Origin of the sequence: Bordetella pertussis 18323 (genome assembly GCF_000306945.1) — a bacterium.
Lineage (GTDB): Bacteria > Pseudomonadota > Gammaproteobacteria > Burkholderiales > Burkholderiaceae_B > Bordetella > Bordetella pertussis.
In genome coordinates this window covers 1399047-1420012 of sequence record NC_018518.1, presented here as the reverse complement: position 1 = coordinate 1420012, position 20966 = coordinate 1399047, and the positions used below count along the sequence as shown (strand labels likewise).

Sequence of the window (20966 nt, the reverse complement as noted above, 5' to 3'; positions counted from 1 at the left end):
ATTTCGTAGAGTATGCCAAGCGACGATAATCGGCCTCGCCACGCAGGGCAACCTCATTCCGGGCGGCAGATGTAACCACGCGAGCGCCCTCGCCGACGGCCCCATGCCGTGCATGGCCGAAAAAAAACCGCGGGCGACAGCCCGCGGCTTTCTCTCTGCGTGCGGCGTGCCGCTCAGAGCGCGCCGGTCAGTTCGGGCACGACCTGGAACAGGTCGCCCACCAGGCCGTAGTCGGCCACGCCGAAGATCGGCGCTTCCGGATCCTTGTTGATGGCCACGATGACCTTGGAGTCCTTCATGCCCGCCAGGTGCTGGATCGCTCCGGAGATGCCCACCGCCACGTACAGCTGCGGCGCCACGATCTTGCCCGTCTGCCCCACCTGCCAGTCGTTGGGCGCGTAGCCCGCGTCCACCGCCGCGCGCGAGGCCCCCAGCGCCGCGCCCAGCTTGTCGGCCAGCGGGTCCAGGATCTTGAAGTTCTCCGCGCTGCCCAGCCCGCGCCCGCCCGAGACCACCACCCGCGCGCCGGCGAGCTCCGGACGGTCGCTCTTGGCCACCTCCCGGCCCACGAAGCGCGACAGCCCCGAATCGGCCACCGCATCGAGCGCCTCGACCGCCGCCGACCCGCCCTGCGCGGCCACCGCGTCAAAACCGGTCGTGCGCACCGTGATCACCTTGACCGCATCGCCCGACTGCACCGTGGCGATCGCGTTGCCCGCGTAGATCGGCCGCTGGAACGTATCGGCCGACTCTACTCCGATGATGTCCGAGATCTGCGCCACATCCAGCTTGGCCGCCACCCGCGGCGCCACGTTCTTGCCCGAGGCCGTGGCCGCGAACAGAATGTGGCTGTACCCGCCAGCCACCGCCAGCACCTGCGCGGCCAGGTTCTCGGCCAGCCCCTCGGCCAGCTGCGGCGCATCGGCCAGCAGCACCTTGGACACCCTGGCCGCCTGCGCGGCCTGCTCGGCCACCGCCTGCGCGCCCGAGCCCGCCACCAGCACATGCACCTCGCCGCCCAGCCTGGATGCCGCGGCGATCGTGTTCAGCGTCGCGCCCTTCAGCTGCGCGTTATCGTGTTCGGCTATTACCAGCGTCGTCATCACACCACCTTCGCTTCGTTCTTCAGTTTGTCCACCAGCGTGGCCACATCAGGCACCTTGATGCCGGCCTGGCGCGCCGGCGGCTCGCTCACCTTCAGCGTCTTCAGGCGCGGCGCCGGATCCACCCCCAGATCCTGCGGGCTCACCGTCTCCAGCGGCTTCTTCTTGGCCTTCATGATGTTGGGCAGCGTCACGTAGCGCGGCTCGTTCAGCCGCAGGTCCGTGGTCACGATCGCCGGCAGATTCAGCGACAGCGTCTCCAGCCCCCCATCGACCTCGCGCGTCACCGTCACCTGACCATCGCCCAGCTCCACCTTGCTCGCAAACGTCGCCTGCGGCCAATCCAGCAGCGCCGCCAGCATCTGCCCCGTCTGGTTGGCGTCGTCGTCGATCGCCTGCTTGCCCAGAATCACCAGCTGCGGCTGCTCCTTGTCCACCAGCGCCTTGAGCAGCTTGGCCACCGCCAGCGGCTGCAGCTCCGCGTCGGTCTGCACCAGCACCGCGCGGTCCGCCCCGATCGCCATCGCCGTGCGTAGCGTCTCCTGGCATTGTGCGGCGCCGCAAGAAACCGCCACCACCTCCGTCACCGCGCCCTTCTCCTTGAGCCGCGTGGCCTCCTCGACCGCTATCTCGTCGAACGGGTTCATGGACATCTTCACGTTGGCGATGTCCACCCCCGTTTGATCCGATTTGACGCGCACCTTGACGTTGTAGTCGACCACGCGCTTGACTGGTACCAGAACCTTCATCCAGCAGTCTCCAAAATAACAATAATTACCCGGCGAAACCCGGGACCGCATTGCACAATTTTTTCTCGATTCTACAGCTTCGACAGGGATCGTATATGCGCGACCACGCTGCGGCCCAAGGCTGACAAGTTGTAACCGCCCTCCAGGGTGCTGACGATACGGCCCTGGCAGTGCTGGTCGGCAACCTCGACCAGGCGGTCGGTGATCCAGGCGTAATCGGCCTCGACCAGGCCCATCTGGGCCATATCGTCCTCGCGATGGGCGTCGAAACCGGCCGAGATCAGGATCAGTTCGGGGCGATGCGCGTGCAGCCGCGGCAGCCACTGCTCGCGCACGATCGTCCGTATCGACGCGCCGCCGGTGTAGGCCGCCACCGGCACATTCAGCATATTGGGCGCCGGATCGTCGGCGCCGCTGTTGGGGAAGAACGGGTGCTGGAAGAAGCTGCACATCAGCACCCGCGGATCGCCCGCGAAGGCATGTTCGGTGCCATTGCCATGGTGGACGTCGAAATCCACCAGCGCCACCCGCTGCAAGCCATGGAAGTCCAGGGCGTGGCGGGCCGCGATCGCGACATTGTTCAGGAAGCAGAATCCCATGGCGTGGTCGCGCTCGGCATGGTGGCCGGGCGGACGCACCGAGCAGAATGCCGTAATGGCCTCGCCGCCCAGCACCGCGTCGACCGCCGCCACTCCGGCGCCGGCGGCGCGCAGCGCCGCCTCGTAGGTGTGGCGGTTCATCGACGTGTCGGCGTCTATCGCGTAATAGCCGTGCTCGGGCTGGTGCGCGCGCAGGCTGTCCAGGTAGGCCGGCGTATGCACCCTCAGGATGTCGGCGCGCGAGGCTTCCGGCGCCTGCCGCTCCTGCAGGTAGGGCAGCAGGCCGCTGGCCAGCAATTGATCGGAAATGGCATCGAGCCTCTGCGGGCTCTCGGGATGCCAGTCGCCCATTTCATGCAAGCGGCATGACGGGTGGGTAAGATACATAGTCTCCATAAGGAAGATTATGTTCAACTGTCGGCGATTCCTGCAAATCGGCACGCTGTCGGCCCTGCTGGCCGGCTGTGCCACCTCCAGCCAAACACCCCAAGCCCAGCATCTTCCCGCGCAGGCCGCCACAGGCCAGGCCGACCGCGTCCGCATCGGCCCGGACAAACCCGTATCGAGCGACGAAGGCCCCGCCACGCTGACGCCGACCGGCGAACTGCGGCCCGACGTCCGCGCCTTCGCCGAACAGCTGGCGGCGCAGCGCGAGCTGCCCCTGCCGCAAGTGCTGGCCAGCCTGGAAAGCACGCGCTACAACGCGACCGTCGCCCGCCTCATCGCCCCGTCCGGCGCGTCGGGCAAGAAAATCTGGCGCAGCTGGCTGACCTATCGCGGGCGTTTCGTCGAACCCAAGCGCATCGCCTGGGGCGTGGAATTCTGGAACGCCAACCAGGACCTGCTCAACCGCGCCGCCCAGCGCTACGGCGTGCCGGCCTCGATCATCGCCTCCATCATCGGCGTGGAAACCCTGTATGGCCGCAACGTGGGCAACTTCCGCGTGGTCGACGCCCTGGCGACGCTGGCATTCGACTACCTCGATCCCGCCAAGCCCGAGCGCGCCGACATGTTCCGCGGCCAGCTCGGCGACTTCATCACCCTGGCGCTGCAGGACAAGCTGGACCCCGAGACGCGCGGCTCGTACGCCGGCGCCATCGGCATGCCGCAATTCATGCCCGGCAGCATCATGCGCTATGCGGTCGATGGCGATGACGACGGCCACATCGACCTGACCAACAGCGTCGCGGACGCGGTCATGTCGGTGGGCAACTTCCTGGTCGAACATGGCTGGCAGCGCGGCCTGCCGGTGTTCGCGCCGGTCGCGCTGCCGGCCGATCCGGCGCCGCTGGTGGCCGGCGGCCTTACGCCGACGCTGGACTGGAACGGCCTGCAGGCCGCCGGCGCGCGCCCGGCGGCGGGCGCCGGACGCGGCGCCTGGCAGGAGCACCCCATGGGCATCGTGGACCTGGTCGAGGAAGCGCGCGGCACCGTGCAATACCGTACCGCCACGCCCAATTTCTTTGCCCTGACGCAATACAACCGCAGCTACTTCTATGCCACGGCGGTGGCCGACCTGGCGGCCGAACTGCAGGCCCGCACGGGCTATTGATGCCCCGTGCCGCGGCGCGGCCCGCCACGCAGGCGGGCGCCGCGCCCGGCCGGCCCTGCGTCAGTTGAAGACGCCGGTCGACAGGTAGCGGTCGCCGCGGTCGCAGACGATGAAGACGATGGTGGCGTTCTCGACCCGCTCGGCCACGCGCAACGCCGCCACCAGGGCGCCCGCCGACGAAATGCCGGCGAATATGCCCTCTTCGGCGGCCAGCCGGCGCGCCATGGTCTCCTCCTCGGCCTGCGCGATGGACTCATAGGCATCGACCAGCGCACGGTCGAAGATCTTCGGCATGTAGGCCTCGGGCCATTTGCGGATGCCCGGGATCTGCGAGCCTTCGGCCGGCTGCGCGCCGACCACCTGCACCGCCGCGTTGCGCGACTTCAGGTAGGTGGACACGCCCATGATGGTGCCGGTGGTGCCCATCGCGCTGACGAAATGCGTGACACGGCCATCCGTCTGGTTCCAGATTTCCGGACCGGTGCCCTCGATATGGGCGCGCGGGTTGTCGGGGTTGCCGAATTGGTCCAGCACCTTGCCCTTGCCTTCGGCCTGCATCGCCGTGGCCAGGTCGCGGGCGTATTCCATGCCGCCCTTGGCGGCGGGCGTGAGGATCAGTTCGGCGCCATAGGCGGTCATGGCGGCCCGCCGCTCGAGCGACAGGTTGTCGGGCATGATGAGGACCATCCGGTACCCGCGCATGGCCGCCGTCATGGCCAGCGCGATGCCGGTATTGCCGCTGGTGGCCTCGATCAGGGTATCGCCCGGATGGATTTCGCCGCGCTCTTCGGCGCGCAGGATCATGGACAGGGCAGGACGGTCCTTGACCGAGCCGGCAGGGTTGTTGCCCTCCAGCTTGGCCAGGATCACGTTGCCGCGCGCCTGCCCGGCCGCGCCGGGAATGCGCTGCAGGCGCACGAGCGGCGTATTGCCGACGGTTTGCTCGATAGTGGGGTAGGTAGGAGTGCTCATGCCGCCGATAATAACCGCCCCGGATCGGCCGAGGCGGTTTAGCCGCGCTGGCGCCAGGGACTCCCGCGCCGCCGGCCAAGCTAGCTGTGAACTGTCAATAGGTTGTATTCGTCCAGGTTGAGTCTGGAGATGGGTACAGCGCGCCCGATGCCTTGGTGGGGTCGATGCCAGTTGTAGTGGTGTAGCCAGGATTTCATGGCATCGGCTCGGTGTTGGGAGTTCTGGTAGGTGTGAGCGTAAGCCCACTCACGCAAGGCCGACTGGATGAAGCGTTCGGCCTTGCCATTGGTCTGTGGGCGGTAAGGTCGGGTAAAGCGGTGCTTGATGCCCAGCTCATGGCACAGCGCGGCGAAGGCGCGGCTGCGAAAGGCCGAGCCATTGTCGGTGAGCAAGCGCTGGATGGTCACGCCCAGGCGCTGGTAGTAGGCCACTGCGTCCTTGAGGAACTGGACGGCGCTGGGGAAGCGCTCGTCGGGGTGGATGTCGGTGAAGGCCACGCGGGCGTGGTCATCGATGGCCACGAAGACGAAGTCCCAGCCGGCCCCCTCAACGGTATCGCGTCGGTTGCCCGTGACCCGGTGGCCAGGGCGCTGGATACGTCCCAGCTTCTTGATGTCGATGTGCAGCAGATCGCCGGGGGCCTGATGCTCGTAGCGCACCACCGGCTCGGCCGGCTCCAGGTCGGCCAGGTGCGACAGACCGGCGCGGGCCAGGACGCGGCTGACGGTGCTGGCTGACACGCCCAGCGCCTGGGCGATGCGCGCTTGGGTCAGCCGCTTGCGGCGCAGCTCCACGATAGCCAGCGCCTTGGCCGGCGCAATCGCTCGGGGCGAGACCGTCGGGCGCGAGGACGCATCGGCCAAGCCCGCCTGGCCCTGAGCCAGGAAGCGGCCCAGCCATTTGCGCACAGTCGGCGCGGTGACCCCATAGGCGCGGGCCGCTTCAGGCACACAAACTTGATGGGCGATCAATTGCTGGACCATTTCGAGTCGACGTAGGAAGGTCAATCGGGCATGCTTATGGGTGTTCATCCGGCCGGGCTCCTTGAGTGAACTGGGGAGTTGGCGATTTCCAGTTTCTCAAATCCGGTTCGGATGAACCATGCATACAACCTATTGAATCTTCACAGCTAGCGGCCGGCAGCCGCCTTGGCGCGCGGCCCTCCCGCCGGCCTGGCCTCGGGCCTGGCGCCCGCGGCCGGCGCAGCCGGGCCGGCCGTCAGGCCGGCGGCCTGCAAGGATTGCATTTTCTTGTGGCCGATGCCGCTGACCCGCTCGGACAGGTCTTCGAGCGACAGGAAGCGGCCTCCCCGCTGGCGCTCTTCGATGATGACCCGGGCCGTGCGCGGCCCCACGCCGCGCACGGTTTCGAGCTGGTCGACGGTGGCGGTGTTGACGTCCAGCGCGTGGGCCGGCGCGGCGGCCAGCGCGCAACCGGCCATCACCAGCCAGCGCGCCAGCGGCTCGCTTGCCGGCTTGCGCCCGACCGGCGCCTTGCCCGCCGGCGCGCGCGCCGCGGCGCCGGGCGGCCGCGGCCGCCATGGCCGGCCGCGGCCCACCAGCGGCCAAGCGGGAGCGTTTGCGCAACGCGCCACGGGATCGTGCAGAAACGGATTCATGCTGTGCTCCTTGGATGCCTGTCGGACGAACCGGTCGATCCGCCCCGCAGCCATCTTGCCCACCCTGGCGAACGCCGGGGCCGGCGGTGCACGCAAACATCCACCCGGGCAATTACCCGGGGCAAATCCGCTACTTCAGGACGCGCCAATAGCGCACGTATTCCGATACGCCAGTCTGTACATCGCGCATCGGCGCGCTGAAGCCGGTCGCCCGCAGCCGGCTGACGTCGGCCTGGGTGTAGCTCTGGTAGCGCCCTTTCAGATCGTCCGGGAACGGGATATAGCGCAGCAGGCCCTTCTTGACCAGTTCGGCCAGCGGCAGCGCCGCCTCGCCGCGTTCGGCGCGCAGGGTATTGACCACCGCCGCGGCCACGTCGTTGAACGGCTGGGCGCGCCCGGTGCCGCAGTTGAAAACGCCCGACTGGTCAGGGTTGTCGAGGAAATGCAGATTGACCGCCACCACGTCTTCGACCGAAATGAAATCGCGGCTCTGCCCGCCGTCCTCGTAGCCATCCCAGCCGGCGAACAGGCGCACATGGCCTTCGGCCAGGAACTGGTTCATGTTGTGGAAGGCCACCGAAGCCATGCGGCCCTTGTGCTGCTCGTGCGGCCCGTACACGTTGAAATAGCGCAGCCCCACCACCTGGGCGGTCAGGCTGTCCATGCGCGTGCGCAGCACCTGGTCGAACAGCAGCTTGGAATAGCCGTACACATTGAGCGGATGCTCGTTGGCCGGGTCTTCCACATACACCGACGAACCGCCGTAGACTGCGGCCGACGAGGCGTACAGGAACGGCACGCGCTCGGCCTGGCAGTACTCGAACAGTTCCAGCGTGACGCGGTAGTTGTTGTCCAGCATGTAGCGGCCGTTGCGCTCGGTGGTGTCCGAGCAGGCGCCCTGGTGCAGCACGGCACGCAAGGCCGGCAGGTTGCCGCCGCGCACGCGTTCGCGGAACTCGTCCTTGTCGAGATAGTCGGCGATGCTGCAATCGACGAGGTTGCGGAATTTGTCGCCGTCGGTCAGGTCGTCGACGGCGATGATGTCCTGGATGCCGCGCCGGTTCAGGCCGCGCACCAGATTGCTGCCGATAAAGCCGGCCGCGCCGGTCACCACGATCATGTTGATTCTCCTGCAAGTTCTGCGGCGGTCACCACCGACGTGCCCAGCTTGCCGACCACGATGCCGCCGGCCCGGTTGGCCCAGCGCATCGCGTCGCCCCAGGACAGTCCCACCGCGCGCATGACGGCCAGGGTCGCCAGCACGGTATCGCCGGCGCCCGATACATCATAGACTTCGTGCGCGGCGGCGTCGGCATGGTCGCGCCCCGCGTCGGTAAAGAGGGTCATGCCCTGCTCGGACCGCGTCACGAGCAAGGCCTCCAGGTCCAGGTCGAGGCGCAGCCGCTGGGCGCGCTCGGCCAGTTCGTCCTCGGTTTTCCAGCGCCCGACCGCCTCGCGCATTTCGGCCCGGTTGGGCGTGACCAGCGTGGCGCCGCGATAGCGCTCGTAGTGGTCGCCCTTGGGGTCGACCAGCACCGGCAGGCTGTGGCCGACGGCGGCGGCGATGATGGATTCGACCCGGTCCAGCACGCCCTTGGCGTAATCGGACAGCACCACGATATCGTGCTGCGCCAGCTGCCGCGCCACGGCGGCGCTGATGCCGTCGAGTGCGGCCGGCTCGGGATGCTGCTCGAAATCCACCCGCAGCAGCTGCTGCTGGCGGCCGAGCACGCGCATCTTCAGCGTGGTCGGGTGTTCGGTGTCGGATACCAGGTCGGTGCGCACGCCCTCTTCGGCTGCCATGCGCTCGATGCGGAGGCCGACCTCATCGGCGCCGACCACCCCGATCAGCGTCACCTGGGCGCCCAGCGCGGCCACGTTGCGCGCCACGTTGGCGGCGCCGCCCAGGCGGTCTTCGCGGCGCGCCACGCGCACCACGGGCACCGGAGCTTCCGGCGAAATCCGGTCGACTTCGCCGAACCAGTAGCGGTCGAGCATGACGTCGCCCACGACCAGCACGCGGGCGCGGGCGATGCGTTCAGCGGGGTATTGATTCATTCGAGTTCTTCCAGGCGGCGCGGCGCGTAGGTTTCCCAGGAATTGCAACCGGGGCACTGCCAGTAAAAGCGGCGCGCCTGGAAGCCGCAACTGCGGCAGGCATAGCGATCCAGGCGCTGGGTATGTTTATGGATGAGGCTGCGCAGCAGGGTCAGGTCGGCCCCGGTCACGGGCCCGGCGTCGGCGGGCGCGCCGGGCGAGGCCAATTCGGCCTCGAGCAGGCGGTCCAGGCCCAGCAGGGACGGATGATGGCGCAGCGCCTCGCGCGCGAATGCCCACGCGGGCGCCGAGCCCTGCTGCACGCGCAGCTCGCGGAACACCACGTTGAAGAGGTCCAGCGAGGCGTGCCGCTGGTACTGCTGCTGCAGCATCGCCAACCCGGCGGCGGCCTGGTCGGCCTGCCGGTAGTTGGTCAGCAGGGCCTCGGCCACCAGTCCGGCGAATTCGGGCGCCTGCGTGAGGATGGATTCGAGATACAGGCGTTCGCGCTTGGGATCGTTCTCGAGGGCGGCCAGGCGCGCGCGCAACATGGCGGTGCGCACCAGCGACGCCTTGGCCGGCGCGTTGCCGCGCTCGACCATGCCGGCGGCGTGGTCGGCCGCGTCCAGCGCGGCATGGGCGGCGTCGAAATCCACCGGCTTGGCCGTCAGCGCGGCCTGCGCCTGCTCGCAGTAGTAGTGCACGATCTGCGGCACGGGCTCGTCGACCAGCCCGTGCAAGGTCTTGACCGCCTCGATGGCGCGCGGCCAGTCGTGCTCGGATTCGTAGATACGGATCAGCGAACGCAGCGCGGGCAGCGCATAGCGGGTGTCCTTGAGCTGCTCGAACGCCCCTTCGGCGCGGTCCAGCATGCCGGCCTTCAGGAAATCCTGCGCCAGTTCGTGCTGTGCGTGCTCGCGCTCGGCCACCGGCAGGTCGGAGCGGCTCAGTAGGCTCTGGTGCACGCGGATGGCGCGCTCCATTTCGCCGCGCCGGCGAAACAGACTGCCCAGGGCGAAGTGCAGCTCGGTGGTTTCGGGATCCAGCTTGGCGACCTCGACGAACGCGTCGATCGCCCGGTCGGGTTGCTCGTTGAGCAGGAAGTTCAGGCCGCGGAAGTACGAATCGGGCAACGTGCGCGTCTCGCGCAGCATCTGCCGGAAGTCAAAGCGCGCCGCCAGCCAGCCCAGCGCAAACAGCACCGGCACGAATATCAGCCACCAGGGTTCAAAGTCCACAGCGCGGGCTCTCGGTAGGAAGTAGGGACACGGCGCCCCGGGTTACAGCGGCGACATCGGCGCGACGGCCTCCGGCGTGACGGCCGGCGGCGTGCCGCTGGCGGCCGCCTGCAGGCGCTCGACTTCGCGGCGCAGGCGCAGGGCCTCGCGGCGGCGGCGCATGGCGGCGGGTACGGTCAGCAGCAGCCCGAACAGCGCGCCGACGACGAACACGACCAGCATGACGACGATCAGCGGTACGTCGTGCACCACGTAATCGGCATAGAAAGTCACGGCGACGGGATTGGTGTTCTTGAGCGCGAACATCAGAACCGCCACAAACACGAGCAATCGCAGGGCCCAGACCAGGTAGCGCATGACGCATGCTCCAAAGAATTCAAGACGAGTAATTGTAAGCGGAAGCGGCGCCATTGCCGCGGCCGGCGGCACATGCGCCGGCCGTCTTTTTCGCCGCGGCGCGGCGCCGGCCCGAAAAAACAAAGCCCCTTGAACAAGCAAGGGGCTTTGCCGGTAGAACACCAACCACGCGGGACGCCGTACGCGGCACATCAGTGCATGGCATGCATATCCATGACCGATTGCAGCGGGTCGGACGACCCGTTGGACGAGTCGTCGCCCTGATCGTTGCCAACCAGATCGACCCACTCGCGCAGCTCCTTGCCGGCCTTGAAGTGCGGCACCTGCTTGCCAGGCACCAGCACTTGTTCGCCCGACTTCGGATTGCGCCCGATACGGGGAGAGCGCTGCGACAGCGAAAAGCTGCCAAACCCGCGGATTTCGATGCGCTGACCCGAGGCCAGGGCCTGGGTCATTGCATCGAGCATGGTCTTGACAGCGTAATCGGTGTCGCGAGCGGCCAGCTGAGGATAGCGGGCCGCCAGCGCGGCGATCAGCTCCGACTTGGTCACGTCAACCGTCGTTGCGCTGTTGGTCCAGCTTGGCCTTGAGCAGCGCGCCCAAGTTCGTCGTACCCGACGAAGCGCTCGCCTCGGACATGCGCTGGATGGTCTCGGCCGTCTCGGCGTTATCGCGGGCCTTGATCGACAGCTGGATCGAACGCGCCTTGCGGTCGATGTTGACGATCATGGCTTCGATGTTCTCGCCAGCCTTCAGCACGGTGGTAGCGTCTTCGACGCGGCCCGAGGAGATCTCGGAGGCGCGCAGGTAGCCTTCCACATCCACCGACAGGGTGATCACGGCGCCCTTGGGCTCGACCGACTTGATGGTGCCCGGAACAACGGCGCCCTTGTCGTGCGTGGCAACGAAGTTGTTGAACGGGTCGCCTTCGAGCTGCTTGATACCCAGCGAGATGCGCTCTTTCTCGGTATCGATGCCCAGCACCACGGCTTCCAGCTCGTCGCCCTTCTTGAAGTTGCGCACGGCTTCCTCGCCCGATTCCGTCCACGACAGGTCGGACAGATGGACCAGGCCGTCGATGCCGCCGGGCAGGCCGACGAACACGCCGAAGTCGGTGATCGACTTGATGGCGCCGCGGACCTTGTCACCACGCTTGAAGTTGGTGGCGAACTCTTCCCACGGGTTCTGGCGGCACTGCTTCATGCCCAGCGAAATGCGGCGACGGTCTTCGTCGATTTCCAGGACCATGACTTCGACTTCTTCGCCCAGGGTCACGACCTTGCGCGGATCGACGTTCTTGTTGGTCCAGTCCATTTCGGACACGTGCACCAGGCCTTCGATGCCGGCTTCGACTTCGACGAACGCGCCGTAGTCGGTCAGGTTGGTGACCTTGCCGAACAGGCGGGTGCCCTGCGGGTAGCGGCGAGCCAGGCCCACCCACGGATCTTCGCCCAGCTGCTTGACGCCCAGGGAGACGCGGCTCTTTTCCTGGTCGAACTTGAGCACCTTGGCTTCGACTTCCTGACCCACTTGCAGGACTTCGGACGGGTGACGCACACGGCGCCAGGCCATGTCGGTGATGTGCAGCAGGCCATCGATGCCGCCCAGGTCGACGAACGCGCCGTAGTCGGTGATGTTCTTGACCACGCCCTTGACCACCGCGCCTTCGTGCAGCGTCTCGAGCAGCTTCTGGCGCTCTTCGCCCATGCTGGCTTCCAGCACCTGGCGGCGCGACAGCACGACGTTGTTGCGCTTGCGGTCCAGCTTGATGACCTTGAATTCGAGGGTCTTGCCTTCGTACGGCGTGGTGTCCTTGACCGGACGCAGGTCGACCAGCGAACCGGGCAGGAACGCGCGGATGCCGTTGGTCATGACGGTCAGGCCGCCCTTGACCTTGCCGGTGATCGTGCCGGTGACCAGCTCGCCGTTCTCGAGGGCCTGCTCCAGTTGCAGCCAGGCCGACAGACGCTTGGCGCGGTCGCGCGACAGGATGGTGTCGCCGTAGCCGTTCTCCAGCGAATCGATCGCCACCGAGACGAAGTCGCCGGGTTGAACTTCGAGTTCGCCCTGGTCGTTGAGGAACTCTTCCAGGGGAATCAGCGCTTCGGACTTCAGGCCGGCGTTGACGACCACGAAGTTGTGGTCGACGCGCACGACTTCTGCGCTGATGACCTCGCCGGACTTCATGTCCTGGCTCTTGAGGCTTTCTGCGAACAGGTCGGCGAAGTTTTCGCCGCCAAGGATGGCGGAGGTGGAAACGGAAGACATTAGGTTGGAATCCATTTGGCCGGGATTGGCCGTTCAAAACACACCGCAACGGATTGCCCGCAGCAGTGGAGTGGTAAAACCTGCCGGCTTCGCCTGCCCTTGCGGGGTGTCCCGTGGGGGCTGGAGATTGGCCGTCAGGGCCTCAAACAGGTACTGACAGATACTGCCGAAACAACACGCGCCGTGGCTAGGCGCACCAGAAATCCAGCACGGCCTGCACGGTCTGTTCGATGGTCAGGCCGGATGAATCCAGCACATGCGCATCGGCAGCCGGGGCTAGCGGTGCCACCGCACGCTGCGTGTCACGCGCATCGCGTTCACGCATATCGCGTAGCAGGTCATCTAGATTAGCAGAAATTCCCTTTTCGATCAACTGCTTACAGCGTCTTTGCGCGCGCGCCTCGACATCGGCCACCAGAAATATTTTCAGGGACGCATCAGGAAACACGACCGCCCCCATGTCGCGGCCGTCGGCGACCAGGCCCGGCGGCTGCCGGAAAGCCCGCTGGCGCTCCAGCAAGGCCTGACGGACGCCCGGGTAGGCGGCGATGCGCGAAGCGTAGTTTCCGACCTCTTCCTGGCGGATTTCATGCCCGGCGTCCCGCCCTTCCAGGTAGACATGCGGCCCGTCGAACCGTACGTCCAGAGCCTGGGCCACGGCGGCCACCGCCGGCTCGTCGGTGGCCGGCAGGCCGCGCCGCAACGCGGCCAGGGCGGTCAGCCGGTACAGGGCGCCGCTGTCGAGCACGTCCCAGCCCAGCTGCTTGGCTACCCGGTGCGCGATGGTGCCCTTGCCGGAAGCCGTGGGGCCGTCGATGGTGATGACCGGCGCGGCGCCGGCGGATGCGGAAATAGCCATGGGGCAGGCGCCGTTCAGTCCCGCGCGGCCAGCAGGCCCGCGTACACGTCGAAATAATCGGGGAAAGTCTTGCTGACGCAGCCCGGATCCAGGATGCGCACCGCCGCCGGACCGAACGCGGCCAGCGAGAAGCACATGGCCATGCGGTGGTCGTCCCAGGTGCCGATATGGGCGTCGCGCCAGCCGCCGGGCTCGGGCGGCGCCACCTCCAGCCAGTCCGCCCCGCTTTGCACGCCCGCCCCCAGCTTCTCCAGCTCGGTGTGCATGGCGTGGATGCGGTCGGTCTCCTTGACGCGCCAGCTGCCGATGTTGCGCAGGCGGCATGGGCCGTCGGCGTACAGCGCCAGCGTCGCGGCCGTCATGGCGGCGTCGGGAATCAGGTTGAAGTCAGCGTCGAACGCCTTCAGGCGTCCGCCCTCGGCCACCCGCACGCCGCGCGTCTCGATCCAGCCCGGGCCATAGCGCACGTCGGCGCCCATCGCCGCCAGCGTCGCGGCGAACGCCACGTCGCCCTGGATGCTGTCCTCGCCCACGCCGGTGACGCGCACCGGCCCGCCGCCGATGGCGCCCAGGGCCAGGAAGTACGACGCCGTCGACGCATCGCCCTCGATCGCCATGCGGCCCGGGCCGCGGTAGACCGCATCGCGCGCGATCGTGAAGGCGCGCCAGCCGTCGCGCCGCACCGACACGCCAAAGCGCGCCATCAGATTGAGCGTGATCTCGATATAGGGTTTGGAAATCAGCTCGCCCACCACCTCGATGGTGATGTCCTGGCCGCTGCGCCGCGCCAGCACGGGGGCGGCCATCAGCAAGGCGGTCAGGAACTGGCTGGACACCGAGCCCTCCACGCGCACCGGCCCGTCGACGCGAATGCTGCCGCCGCCGATGCGCAGCGGCGGATACCCCGCCTGCCCCAGGTATTCGATCCCGGCGCCGAACTGGCGCAGGGCGTCGACCAGGTCGCCGATGGGCCGCTCGTGCATGCGCGGCACGCCGGACAGGCGGTAATCGCCGCCCATCAACGCCAGCGCCGCGGTCAGCGGCCGGAACGCGGTGCCGGCGTTGCCCAGGAACAGCTCGGCCTGTTCGGTCGGAAAGCGCGCCACGCCTTCGATGGTCACGCAGCCGTCGGCCACCTCGCCCACCGATACGCCCAGCTGGCGCAACGCGGCCAGCATGACGCGGGTGTCATCGGAATCGAGCAGGCCCGTGATTTCGGTGCTGCCTTCGGCCAGCGCGGCCAGCAGCAATACCCTGTTGGAGATGCTCTTGGAGCCCGGCAGGGCCACCTCGCCGCGCGCCAGGCGCGCCGCGGGCAGGTCGAGATATGCCAATCCGCTCATTTGGAATCCTTGCGCCAATTGCGCCGCGCGTGCGCCGCGCGCTCCAGCAAGGCCTGCAGGCGCGCGCCGTCGCCGGCGCCCAATGCCTGCTCGGCCTCGTCGAGCACCCGTCGCAGGGCCGCCAGCTCGGACTGCATGGCGGCCTGGTTGGACAAAAAGATATCGCGCCACATTTCCGGCGAACCGGCCGCGATGCGCGTGAAATCCCGAAAACCGCTGCCGGCCAGATCCATGCGCGCCTGGGCGTCATCGGAGCCGGCCACTTGGGCCATGTAGACGGCGGCCAGGAAGTGCGGCATGTGGCTGACCGAGGCCAGCAGCCGGTCGTGCGCCGCGTCGTCCATCTCGACCACGTGCGCCCCGCAAGCGTGCCAGCAGGCGCGCACGCGCGCCACCGATGCGGCCGCGTTCTCCGGCAGGGGCGTAAGCACCACCGCACGCCGTACGTACAGCCCCGCGTCGGCCGCCTCGGGCCCGGTGCGCTCGCCGCCGGCGATCGGATGCCCCGGCACGAAACAGGAAACCTGCTCGCCCAGCGCCTGGCGCGCCGCCATGACGACCTGCGATTTGGTGCTGCCGGCATCGGTCAGCAGGCAGCCCGGCCGCAGATGGTCGCGCATCCGCGCCAGCATCGCGCCCAGCCCGCCCACCGGGGTGGACAGCAGCACCAGGTCGGCGCGCGCCGCCGCTTCCTCGGGCGAGACGGCCTCGTCGATCAGGCCCAGCTCGCGCGCACGCGCCAGCGACGCCGGGTTGCGGCCCACGCCGAGAATGGTGCCGACCTGCCCGGCGTGGCGCAACGCGGCGGCGAACGAGCCACCGATCAAGCCTACGCCGGCCACAGCCAGCACGGGGACCAGGGGCCCCTGCCCGTTTGCCGAATTGTTCGCGCTCATACCTGCAGAAAAACAATATGGCAGCGCCGGACGGACACACGCTCCGTCACGGCGGCCGCCTGGTGTGCGTCAACCACGCCGTGGCCCTATTGCGCCGGATACGAACCCAGCACCTTGAAGAAGGCCACCTGCGCCTGCAATGCCGCCAGTGCGCGGGCCACGTTCGCGTCATCGCGATGGCCCAGCACGTCGACGTAGAAATAGTATTCCCACTGGCCCGTGCGCGCCGGGCGCGATTCGAAGCGCGTCATGGAAACGCCGTTGGCCGCCATCGGCGCCAGCATGTCATAGACGGCGCCGGCGCGGTTGGGCACGGCCAGGATCAGGCTGGTCTTGTCCTTGCCGCTGCTCAATGGCTCGATATGGCCGACAGCCAGGAAGCGCGTGCGGTTCTGCGGATCGTCCTGGATGCCGGCGGCCACGACGCGCAGGTTCCAGGCCGGCGCGGCGACTTCGCCAGCGATGGCCGCGACCGTCGGATCCTCGGCGGCCACGCGGGCAGCCTCGGAATTGCTGGCCGCCGCCACGCGATTGAGGTCCGGGTAATGGCGCGTCAGCCATCCCTGGCACTGTGCCAGCGCCTGGGGATGCGCCGAGATCGTCTTGATGCCGTCCATCGTGCCGGACTGGCTCATCAGGCAGTGGCGGATCACCAGCGAGCGCTCGCCCAGGATGGTCAGCGGCGTGTTCAGCAGCAGGTCCAGGCTGCGGTTGACCGCGCCCTCGGTGGAGTTTTCCACCGGCACCATGCCGACGTCGGCCTGCCCGGCCTCGACGGCGCGGAACACCTCATCGAACGAGGGGCACGGCAGCTGCTGCACCGAATGGCCGAAATGCTCGAGCGCGGCCTGTTCGGAGAACGAGCCCTGCGGCCCCAGATAGGCCACGGTCATGCCGCGCTCCAGGCCGCGGCAGGCCGACATGATCTCGGTCCAGACGGCGGCCACGGCGGCCTTGGGAAACGGCCCCGGGTTGCTGTACTGCAAGCGGCGGATCACTTCGGCTTCGCGCTCGGGGCGCAGCACCGGGCCATCCGCGTGCGCGGCGTGCTTGACCGAGCCCACTTCCTGCGCGGTGCGCGCGCGCTGCGACAGCAGGTCGAGGATCTGGGCGTCGATGGCGTCGATGCGGTCGCGCAGCGGCCGCAGCTTGTCCTGCAGGGAATCATCCATGGCGGCGCTCGAACTCCTTGAGGTAATCGATCAGGGCCTGCACGCCTGCCAGCGGCATGGCGTTGTAAATCGAGGCCCGCATGCCGCCGACGCTCTTGTGGCCCTTGAGCTGCATCAGGCCGGCCGCTTCCGCGCCTTGCAGGAAGGCATCGTTGAGCGATTCGTCGCGCAGCACGAACGGCACGTTCATGCGCGAGCGCACCGATGCCTGCACCGGGTTGCGGTAGAACGCGGAGCCGTCCAGGTAGCCATACAGCAACTCGGCCTTGGCGCGGTTGGCTTCTTCCATGCCGCGCACGCCCCCGTGCGCCTTGATCCACTTGAACACCAGGCCCATCACGTAGATGGCGAAAGTGGGCGGCGTGTTGTAGCGCGAGTGATCGGCCGCCACGTTGGCATAGTCGAACGCCGACGGGCAGATCGGCAGCGCATGGCCCAGCAGGTCGCGGCGCGCGATGACCACGGTCACGCCGGCCGGGCCGGCGTTCTTCTGGGCGCCGGCGAACACCAGCCCCGCGCGCGCGATGTCCAGCGGACGCGACAGGAAATGCGAGGACACGTCGACCACCAGCGGCACGTCGGGCGCGCCCAGGCTGGCCGGATCGGGCCATTCGGTGAACTCGACGCCGCCTATGGTTTCGTTGCTGCACAGGTGCAGATAGGCCGAATCCTTGCGCACGCGCCAGGTATCGACCGGCGGCAGCCAGGTCCAGGAGGACTGGGCCTGGCCGTCGATCTCGGTGGCCTCGGCGGCGCTGGCCGCGATCTGCGCGTCGCCGTAGCGGCCCGCTTCCTTGTGCGAACGGGTCGACCAGTGGCCGGTCACCACGAAATCGGCCGCCGGCGTGCTGCGCCGGCCCATCAGGTTCATGGGCACGATGGCGTTTTCGCCCAGCCCGCCGCCCTGCATGAACATCACGGCGTAGTCGGCCGGAAGTCCCAGCAGTTCGCGCAGGTCGGCCTCGGCCTCGTCGCAGATCTGCACGAAGTGCTTGCCGCGGTGGCTCATTTCCATCACGGACATGCCGCTGCCGTGCCAGTCCAGCATTTCGGCGGCGGCTTGCTGCAGCACCGCCTCGGGCAAGGCCGAGGGGCCTGCCGAGAAATTCCAGGGGCGAGCCATCATTACTCCGTAGGTTCAGTCGGTTCAGAATCCTTGCCCTGGGCGCCGGTATCGTCGCCGCCTTGGTCGCCGCCCTCTTCGCCGCCCTCTTCGCCGAGATCTTCGCCGCCCTCTTCGCCGAGATCTTCGCCGCCATCCTCGTCATCGGCGTCGGCATCGCTTTCGACCACGCGCCGCACGCCGGACAGGCTGCTGCCGTCATCGACGCTGATCAGCGTGACGCCCTGCGTGGCGCGACCCATCTCGCGGATCTCGGCCACGCGGGTGCGCACCAGCACGCCGCCGGTGGTGATCAGCATGATCTCGTCGGACGGCATCACCAGCACGGCGCCGACCACGCGGCCGTTGCGCGAGCTGGTCTGGATGGCGATCATGCCCTTGGTGCCGCGGCCATGGCGGGTGTACTCGGTGATCGGGGTGCGCTTGCCGTAGCCGTTCTCGGTGGCGGTCAGCACGCTCTGGGTCTCGTCGCCGGCCACCAGCAGCGCGATGACGGTCTGGCCCTCTTCGAGCATCATGCCGCGCACGCCGCGCGCATTGCGGCCCATCGGACGCACGTCGTTCTCGTCGAAGCGCACCGCCTTGCCGGCGTCGGAGAACAACATCACATCGTGCTTGCCGTCGGTCAGGTCGGCGCCGATCAGGTAATCGCCGTCATCCAGGTCGACGGCGATGATGCCGGCCTTGCGCGGGTTCGAGAAGTCGGACAGCGGGGTCTTCTTGACCGTGCCGCGCGACGTCGCCATGAAGACGTAGTGGTCTTCGCTGAATTCCTTGACCGGCAGCACCACGGTCACCTTCTCGCCGTCGGCCAGCGGGAACATGTTGACGATGGGCTTGCCGCGCGAGTTGCGCGTGCCCTGCGGCACCTCCCACACCTTCAGCCAGTACACCCGGCCCCGGTTGGAGAAGCACAGCAGGTAGTCGTGCGTATTGGCGATGAACAGCTGGTCGACCCAGTCGTTCTCCTTCATGGCGGTAGCCTGCTTGCCGCGTCCGCCGCGCTTTTGCGAACGGTACTCGGACAGCGGCTGGCTCTTGATGTATCCGCCATGCGACAGGGTGACCACCATGTCCATCGGCGTGATCAGGTCTTCGGTATCCAGCTCGGTGGCGTTGACTTCGATTTCGGCGCGGCGCGTATCCTTGGCCGAGGTCGAGAACTCGGCCTTGATGGCCTGCAGCTCTTCGCTGATGATCGTGGTGATGCGATCCGGACGGGCCAGGATGTCGAGCAGGTCGGCGATGGTGGCCATCACGTCCTTGTACTCGCCGATGATCTTGTCCTGCTCCAGGCCGGTCAGGCGTTGCAGGCGCATGTTGAGGATTTCCTGCGCCTGGGTCTCGCTCAGCCGGTAGTTGCCATCGCCCTGCAGGCCGTACTCGGGCGCCAGGTCGTCGGGGCGGAACGCCGCGACGCCGCCGGCGGCGTCGCCGTCGACGCGGGCCAGCATTTCACGCACCAGCGACGAATCCCAGGAACGCGCCATCAATTCCTGGCGCGCCACCGGCGGGGTGGGCGCCGCCTTGATGATGGCGATGAAGTCGTCGATGTTGGCCAGCGCCACCGCCAGGCCTTCCAGCACGTGGCCGCGTTCGCGCGCCTTGCGCAGCTGGAACACGGTGCGGCGCGTCACCACTTCGCGGCGATGCTGCAGGAAGTACTCGATCAGCTGCTTGAGGTTCAGCAGGCGCGGCTGGCCGTCGACCAGCGCCACCAGGTTCATGCCGAAGGTGTCCTGCAGCTGCGTATTCTTGTACAGGTTGTTCAGCACCACCTCGGGCACTTCGCCGCGCTTGAGCTCGATGACCAGGCGCATGCCGTCCTTGTCCGACTCGTCGCGGATGTCCGAAATGCCCTCGATCTTCTTGTCGTTGACCAGCTCGGCGATGCGCTCCTGCAGGGTCTTCTTGTTGACCTGGTAGGGAATCGCGTCGACCACGATGGCCTGGCGGTTGCCCTTCTCCATGTCCTCGAAGTGGGTCTTGGCGCGCATGATGACGCGGCCGCGCCCGGTGCGGTACCCCTCGCGAACGCCCGTGATGCCGTAGATCACCCCGCCCGTGGGAAAGTCCGGCGCCGGGATCAGTTCGATCAGCTCGTCGATCGAGCATTCCGGATTGCGCAGGCAATACAGGCAGCCGTCGACCACTTCCTGCAGGTTGTGCGGGGGAATGTTGGTGGCCATGCCCACGGCGATACCCGAGCTGCCGTTGACCAGCAGGTTGGGCAGGCGCGAAGGCAGCAGCAGGGGCTCCTGTTCGCTGCCGTCGTAGTTGGGCCCGAAGTCGACCGTTTCCTGGTCGATATCGGCCAGCAACTCGTGCGCGATCTTGGCCAGGCGGATTTCGGTGTAGCGCATCGCCGCGGCGTTGTCGCCGTCGATGGAGCCGAAGTTGCCCTGGCCGTCGACCAGCATGTAGCGCATGGAGAAGTCCTGCGCCATGCGGACGATGGTGTCGTATACCGACTGGTCGCCGTGCGGGTGGTACTTACCGATGACGTCCCCGACGATACGCGCGGACTTCTTATAGGCACGGTTCCAATCGTTGTTCAGTTCGTGCATCGCGTACAGCACGCGGCGATGCACAGGCTTGAGACCGTCACGCACGTCTGGCAGCGCGCGCCCCACGATCACGCTCATCGCGTAATCAAGATAGCTACGGCGCATCTCTTCTTCCAGCGATACCGGAAGCGTCTCCTTGGCGAAGGAATCCATATATATAGGCGACAGAATCGTATGTAAGGATGAACCCGAGCCGGGTAAACAGGAAATTCTATCATTCGATCCTTTTTGCCTCCTTTGGGGCCGCCCCGGCGGGCTTGCTTGCGCGCTTCCCCGCCTTGTTGCCAAAAACCAACATGATCAAGGCGGCGAGCCCTGAAATGCTCAATATCCACGGTCAATGCAACGGTCTAGGGCAGCCAAAGCCACCCAAATGCCTTAAGATTGTTTCCAGCACGCAGGAGACCCAGTAGCGATCCTTTGAACCTGTTCTTGGCGTTGCTATACTGGCCCCGTTTTCCTGATATGCGGCGGGGGTTCGCTGCGAGTCACTTATCCAGCTTCAAGCTCAAC

At 67.4% G+C, this 20966-nt stretch carries 19 protein-coding genes; 1 reads left to right on the top strand and 18 read right to left on the bottom strand.

Annotated elements, in window-relative coordinates; all coding sequences use genetic code 11:
- Positions 1-173: 173 nt before the first annotated feature.
- From BN118_RS06715 to BN118_RS06705, 3 genes are all read right to left on the bottom strand, one after another.
- Positions 174-1103 carry an electron transfer flavoprotein subunit alpha/FixB family protein gene (locus tag BN118_RS06715; RefSeq protein ID WP_010930111.1) on the bottom strand — a complete coding sequence of 310 codons (930 nt, stop codon included), beginning with the start codon at positions 1101-1103 and terminating at the stop codon, positions 174-176.
- On the bottom strand, positions 1103-1852 hold the full coding sequence (locus BN118_RS06710) for an electron transfer flavoprotein subunit beta/FixA family protein (protein ID WP_010930110.1): 750 nt from the start codon (positions 1850-1852) through the stop codon (positions 1103-1105). The genes BN118_RS06715 and BN118_RS06710 overlap by 1 nt, the downstream gene beginning before the upstream one ends.
- Positions 1853-1923: 71 nt before the next feature.
- Positions 1924-2838 (bottom strand): histone deacetylase family protein, encoded by a 915-nt coding sequence (locus tag BN118_RS06705; RefSeq protein ID WP_003821521.1) that lies wholly within the window; start codon positions 2836-2838, stop codon positions 1924-1926.
- Positions 2839-2857: 19 nt separating this feature from the next.
- On the opposite strand from BN118_RS06705, the gene mltB reads away from it, so the two are divergent.
- Positions 2858-4003 carry a lytic murein transglycosylase B gene (mltB, locus tag BN118_RS06700; protein WP_010930108.1) on the top strand — a complete coding sequence of 382 codons (1146 nt, stop codon included), beginning with the start codon at positions 2858-2860 and terminating at the stop codon, positions 4001-4003.
- A gap of 60 nt (positions 4004-4063) precedes the next feature.
- On the opposite strand, the gene cysM is transcribed toward mltB, so the two are convergent.
- The 15 genes from cysM to gyrA form a co-directional block, all read right to left on the bottom strand.
- Positions 4064-4975 carry a cysteine synthase CysM gene (gene cysM / locus BN118_RS06695; protein ID WP_014486062.1) on the bottom strand — a complete coding sequence of 304 codons (912 nt, stop codon included), beginning with the start codon at positions 4973-4975 and terminating at the stop codon, positions 4064-4066.
- An 80-nt stretch (positions 4976-5055) separates the two neighbouring features.
- Positions 5056-6006, bottom strand: coding sequence for an IS481-like element IS481 family transposase (locus BN118_RS06690; protein ID WP_005012067.1), 951 nt, complete (start codon positions 6004-6006; stop codon positions 5056-5058).
- Positions 6007-6104: 98 nt separating this feature from the next.
- A complete protein-coding gene (locus BN118_RS19415) occupies positions 6105-6689 on the bottom strand; it encodes a ComEA family DNA-binding protein (RefSeq protein WP_033446303.1) in 585 nt (194 codons plus the stop codon).
- A gap of 34 nt (positions 6690-6723) precedes the next feature.
- On the bottom strand, positions 6724-7713 hold the full coding sequence (gene rfaD / locus BN118_RS06680) for an ADP-glyceromanno-heptose 6-epimerase (protein WP_014905649.1): 990 nt from the start codon (positions 7711-7713) through the stop codon (positions 6724-6726).
- Positions 7710-8651: a D-glycero-beta-D-manno-heptose-7-phosphate kinase gene (rfaE1, locus tag BN118_RS06675; protein WP_010930105.1), complete on the bottom strand. Its 942-nt coding sequence runs from the start codon at positions 8649-8651 to the stop codon at positions 7710-7712. Before rfaE1 ends, rfaD begins: the two co-directional genes overlap by 4 nt.
- A complete protein-coding gene (gene lapB, locus BN118_RS06670; RefSeq protein ID WP_010930104.1) occupies positions 8648-9868 on the bottom strand; it encodes a lipopolysaccharide assembly protein LapB in 1221 nt (406 codons plus the stop codon). Before lapB ends, rfaE1 begins: the two co-directional genes overlap by 4 nt.
- A gap of 42 nt (positions 9869-9910) precedes the next feature.
- Positions 9911-10225, bottom strand: coding sequence for a lipopolysaccharide assembly protein LapA domain-containing protein (locus BN118_RS06665; RefSeq protein ID WP_010930103.1), 315 nt, complete (start codon positions 10223-10225; stop codon positions 9911-9913).
- A 191-nt stretch (positions 10226-10416) separates the two neighbouring features.
- Positions 10417-10776 carry an integration host factor subunit beta gene (locus BN118_RS06660; protein WP_010930102.1) on the bottom strand — a complete coding sequence of 120 codons (360 nt, stop codon included), beginning with the start codon at positions 10774-10776 and terminating at the stop codon, positions 10417-10419.
- A 1-nt stretch (position 10777) separates the two neighbouring features.
- Positions 10778-12493, bottom strand: coding sequence for a 30S ribosomal protein S1 (rpsA, locus tag BN118_RS06655; RefSeq protein ID WP_010930101.1), 1716 nt, complete (start codon positions 12491-12493; stop codon positions 10778-10780).
- A 187-nt stretch (positions 12494-12680) separates the two neighbouring features.
- Positions 12681-13352, bottom strand: a complete 672-nt coding sequence (cmk, locus tag BN118_RS06650) for a (d)CMP kinase (protein ID WP_014905648.1) — start codon at positions 13350-13352, stop codon at positions 12681-12683.
- A gap of 14 nt (positions 13353-13366) precedes the next feature.
- Positions 13367-14695 carry a 3-phosphoshikimate 1-carboxyvinyltransferase gene (gene aroA, locus BN118_RS06645; RefSeq protein WP_010930099.1) on the bottom strand — a complete coding sequence of 443 codons (1329 nt, stop codon included), beginning with the start codon at positions 14693-14695 and terminating at the stop codon, positions 13367-13369.
- Entirely contained in the window at positions 14692-15591 is a 900-nt protein-coding gene (locus BN118_RS06640) for a prephenate dehydrogenase (protein ID WP_010930098.1), read from the bottom strand. The genes aroA and BN118_RS06640 overlap by 4 nt, the downstream gene beginning before the upstream one ends.
- Positions 15592-15677: 86 nt before the next feature.
- The gene (gene pheA, locus BN118_RS06635; RefSeq protein ID WP_010930097.1) at positions 15678-16763 is read right to left on the bottom strand and encodes a prephenate dehydratase; all 1086 of its coding nucleotides are present in this window, start codon (positions 16761-16763) and stop codon (positions 15678-15680) included.
- Positions 16756-17889, bottom strand: coding sequence for a 3-phosphoserine/phosphohydroxythreonine transaminase (gene serC, locus BN118_RS06630; RefSeq protein ID WP_010930096.1), 1134 nt, complete (start codon positions 17887-17889; stop codon positions 16756-16758). The genes pheA and serC overlap by 8 nt, the downstream gene beginning before the upstream one ends.
- The gene (gene gyrA / locus BN118_RS06625) at positions 17889-20606 is read right to left on the bottom strand and encodes a DNA gyrase subunit A (protein WP_014905647.1); all 2718 of its coding nucleotides are present in this window, start codon (positions 20604-20606) and stop codon (positions 17889-17891) included. The genes serC and gyrA overlap by 1 nt, the downstream gene beginning before the upstream one ends.
- Positions 20607-20966: the final 360 nt, after the last annotated feature.

Excerpts from the sequence above, each read along its gene's own strand:
- serC (WP_010930096.1), bottom strand. The coding sequence starts at position 17,889 with ATGATGGCTCGCCCCTGGAATTTCTCGGCAGGCCCCTCGGCCTTGCCC.
- cysM (WP_014486062.1), bottom strand. The coding sequence starts at position 4,975 with ATGAGCACTCCTACCTACCCCACTATCGAGCAAACCGTCGGCAATACG.
- gyrA (WP_014905647.1), bottom strand. The coding sequence starts at position 20,606 with ATGGATTCCTTCGCCAAGGAGACGCTTCCGGTATCGCTGGAAGAAGAG.
- aroA (WP_010930099.1), bottom strand. The coding sequence starts at position 14,695 with ATGAGCGGATTGGCATATCTCGACCTGCCCGCGGCGCGCCTGGCGCGC.
- pheA (WP_010930097.1), bottom strand. The coding sequence starts at position 16,763 with ATGGATGATTCCCTGCAGGACAAGCTGCGGCCGCTGCGCGACCGCATC.
- BN118_RS06710 (WP_010930110.1), bottom strand. The coding sequence starts at position 1,852 with ATGAAGGTTCTGGTACCAGTCAAGCGCGTGGTCGACTACAACGTCAAG.
- BN118_RS06715 (WP_010930111.1), bottom strand. The coding sequence starts at position 1,103 with ATGACGACGCTGGTAATAGCCGAACACGATAACGCGCAGCTGAAGGGC.
- BN118_RS06640 (WP_010930098.1), bottom strand. The coding sequence starts at position 15,591 with ATGAGCGCGAACAATTCGGCAAACGGGCAGGGGCCCCTGGTCCCCGTG.
- rfaE1 (WP_010930105.1), bottom strand. The coding sequence starts at position 8,651 with ATGAATCAATACCCCGCTGAACGCATCGCCCGCGCCCGCGTGCTGGTC.
- BN118_RS06690 (WP_005012067.1), bottom strand. The coding sequence starts at position 6,006 with ATGAACACCCATAAGCATGCCCGATTGACCTTCCTACGTCGACTCGAA.
- rpsA (WP_010930101.1), bottom strand. The coding sequence starts at position 12,493 with ATGTCTTCCGTTTCCACCTCCGCCATCCTTGGCGGCGAAAACTTCGCC.
- mltB (WP_010930108.1), top strand. The coding sequence starts at position 2,858 with ATGTTCAACTGTCGGCGATTCCTGCAAATCGGCACGCTGTCGGCCCTG.
- BN118_RS06665 (WP_010930103.1), bottom strand. The coding sequence starts at position 10,225 with ATGCGCTACCTGGTCTGGGCCCTGCGATTGCTCGTGTTTGTGGCGGTT.
- BN118_RS06705 (WP_003821521.1), bottom strand. The coding sequence starts at position 2,838 with ATGTATCTTACCCACCCGTCATGCCGCTTGCATGAAATGGGCGACTGG.
- cmk (WP_014905648.1), bottom strand. The coding sequence starts at position 13,352 with ATGGCTATTTCCGCATCCGCCGGCGCCGCGCCGGTCATCACCATCGAC.
- rfaD (WP_014905649.1), bottom strand. The coding sequence starts at position 7,713 with ATGATCGTGGTGACCGGCGCGGCCGGCTTTATCGGCAGCAATCTGGTG.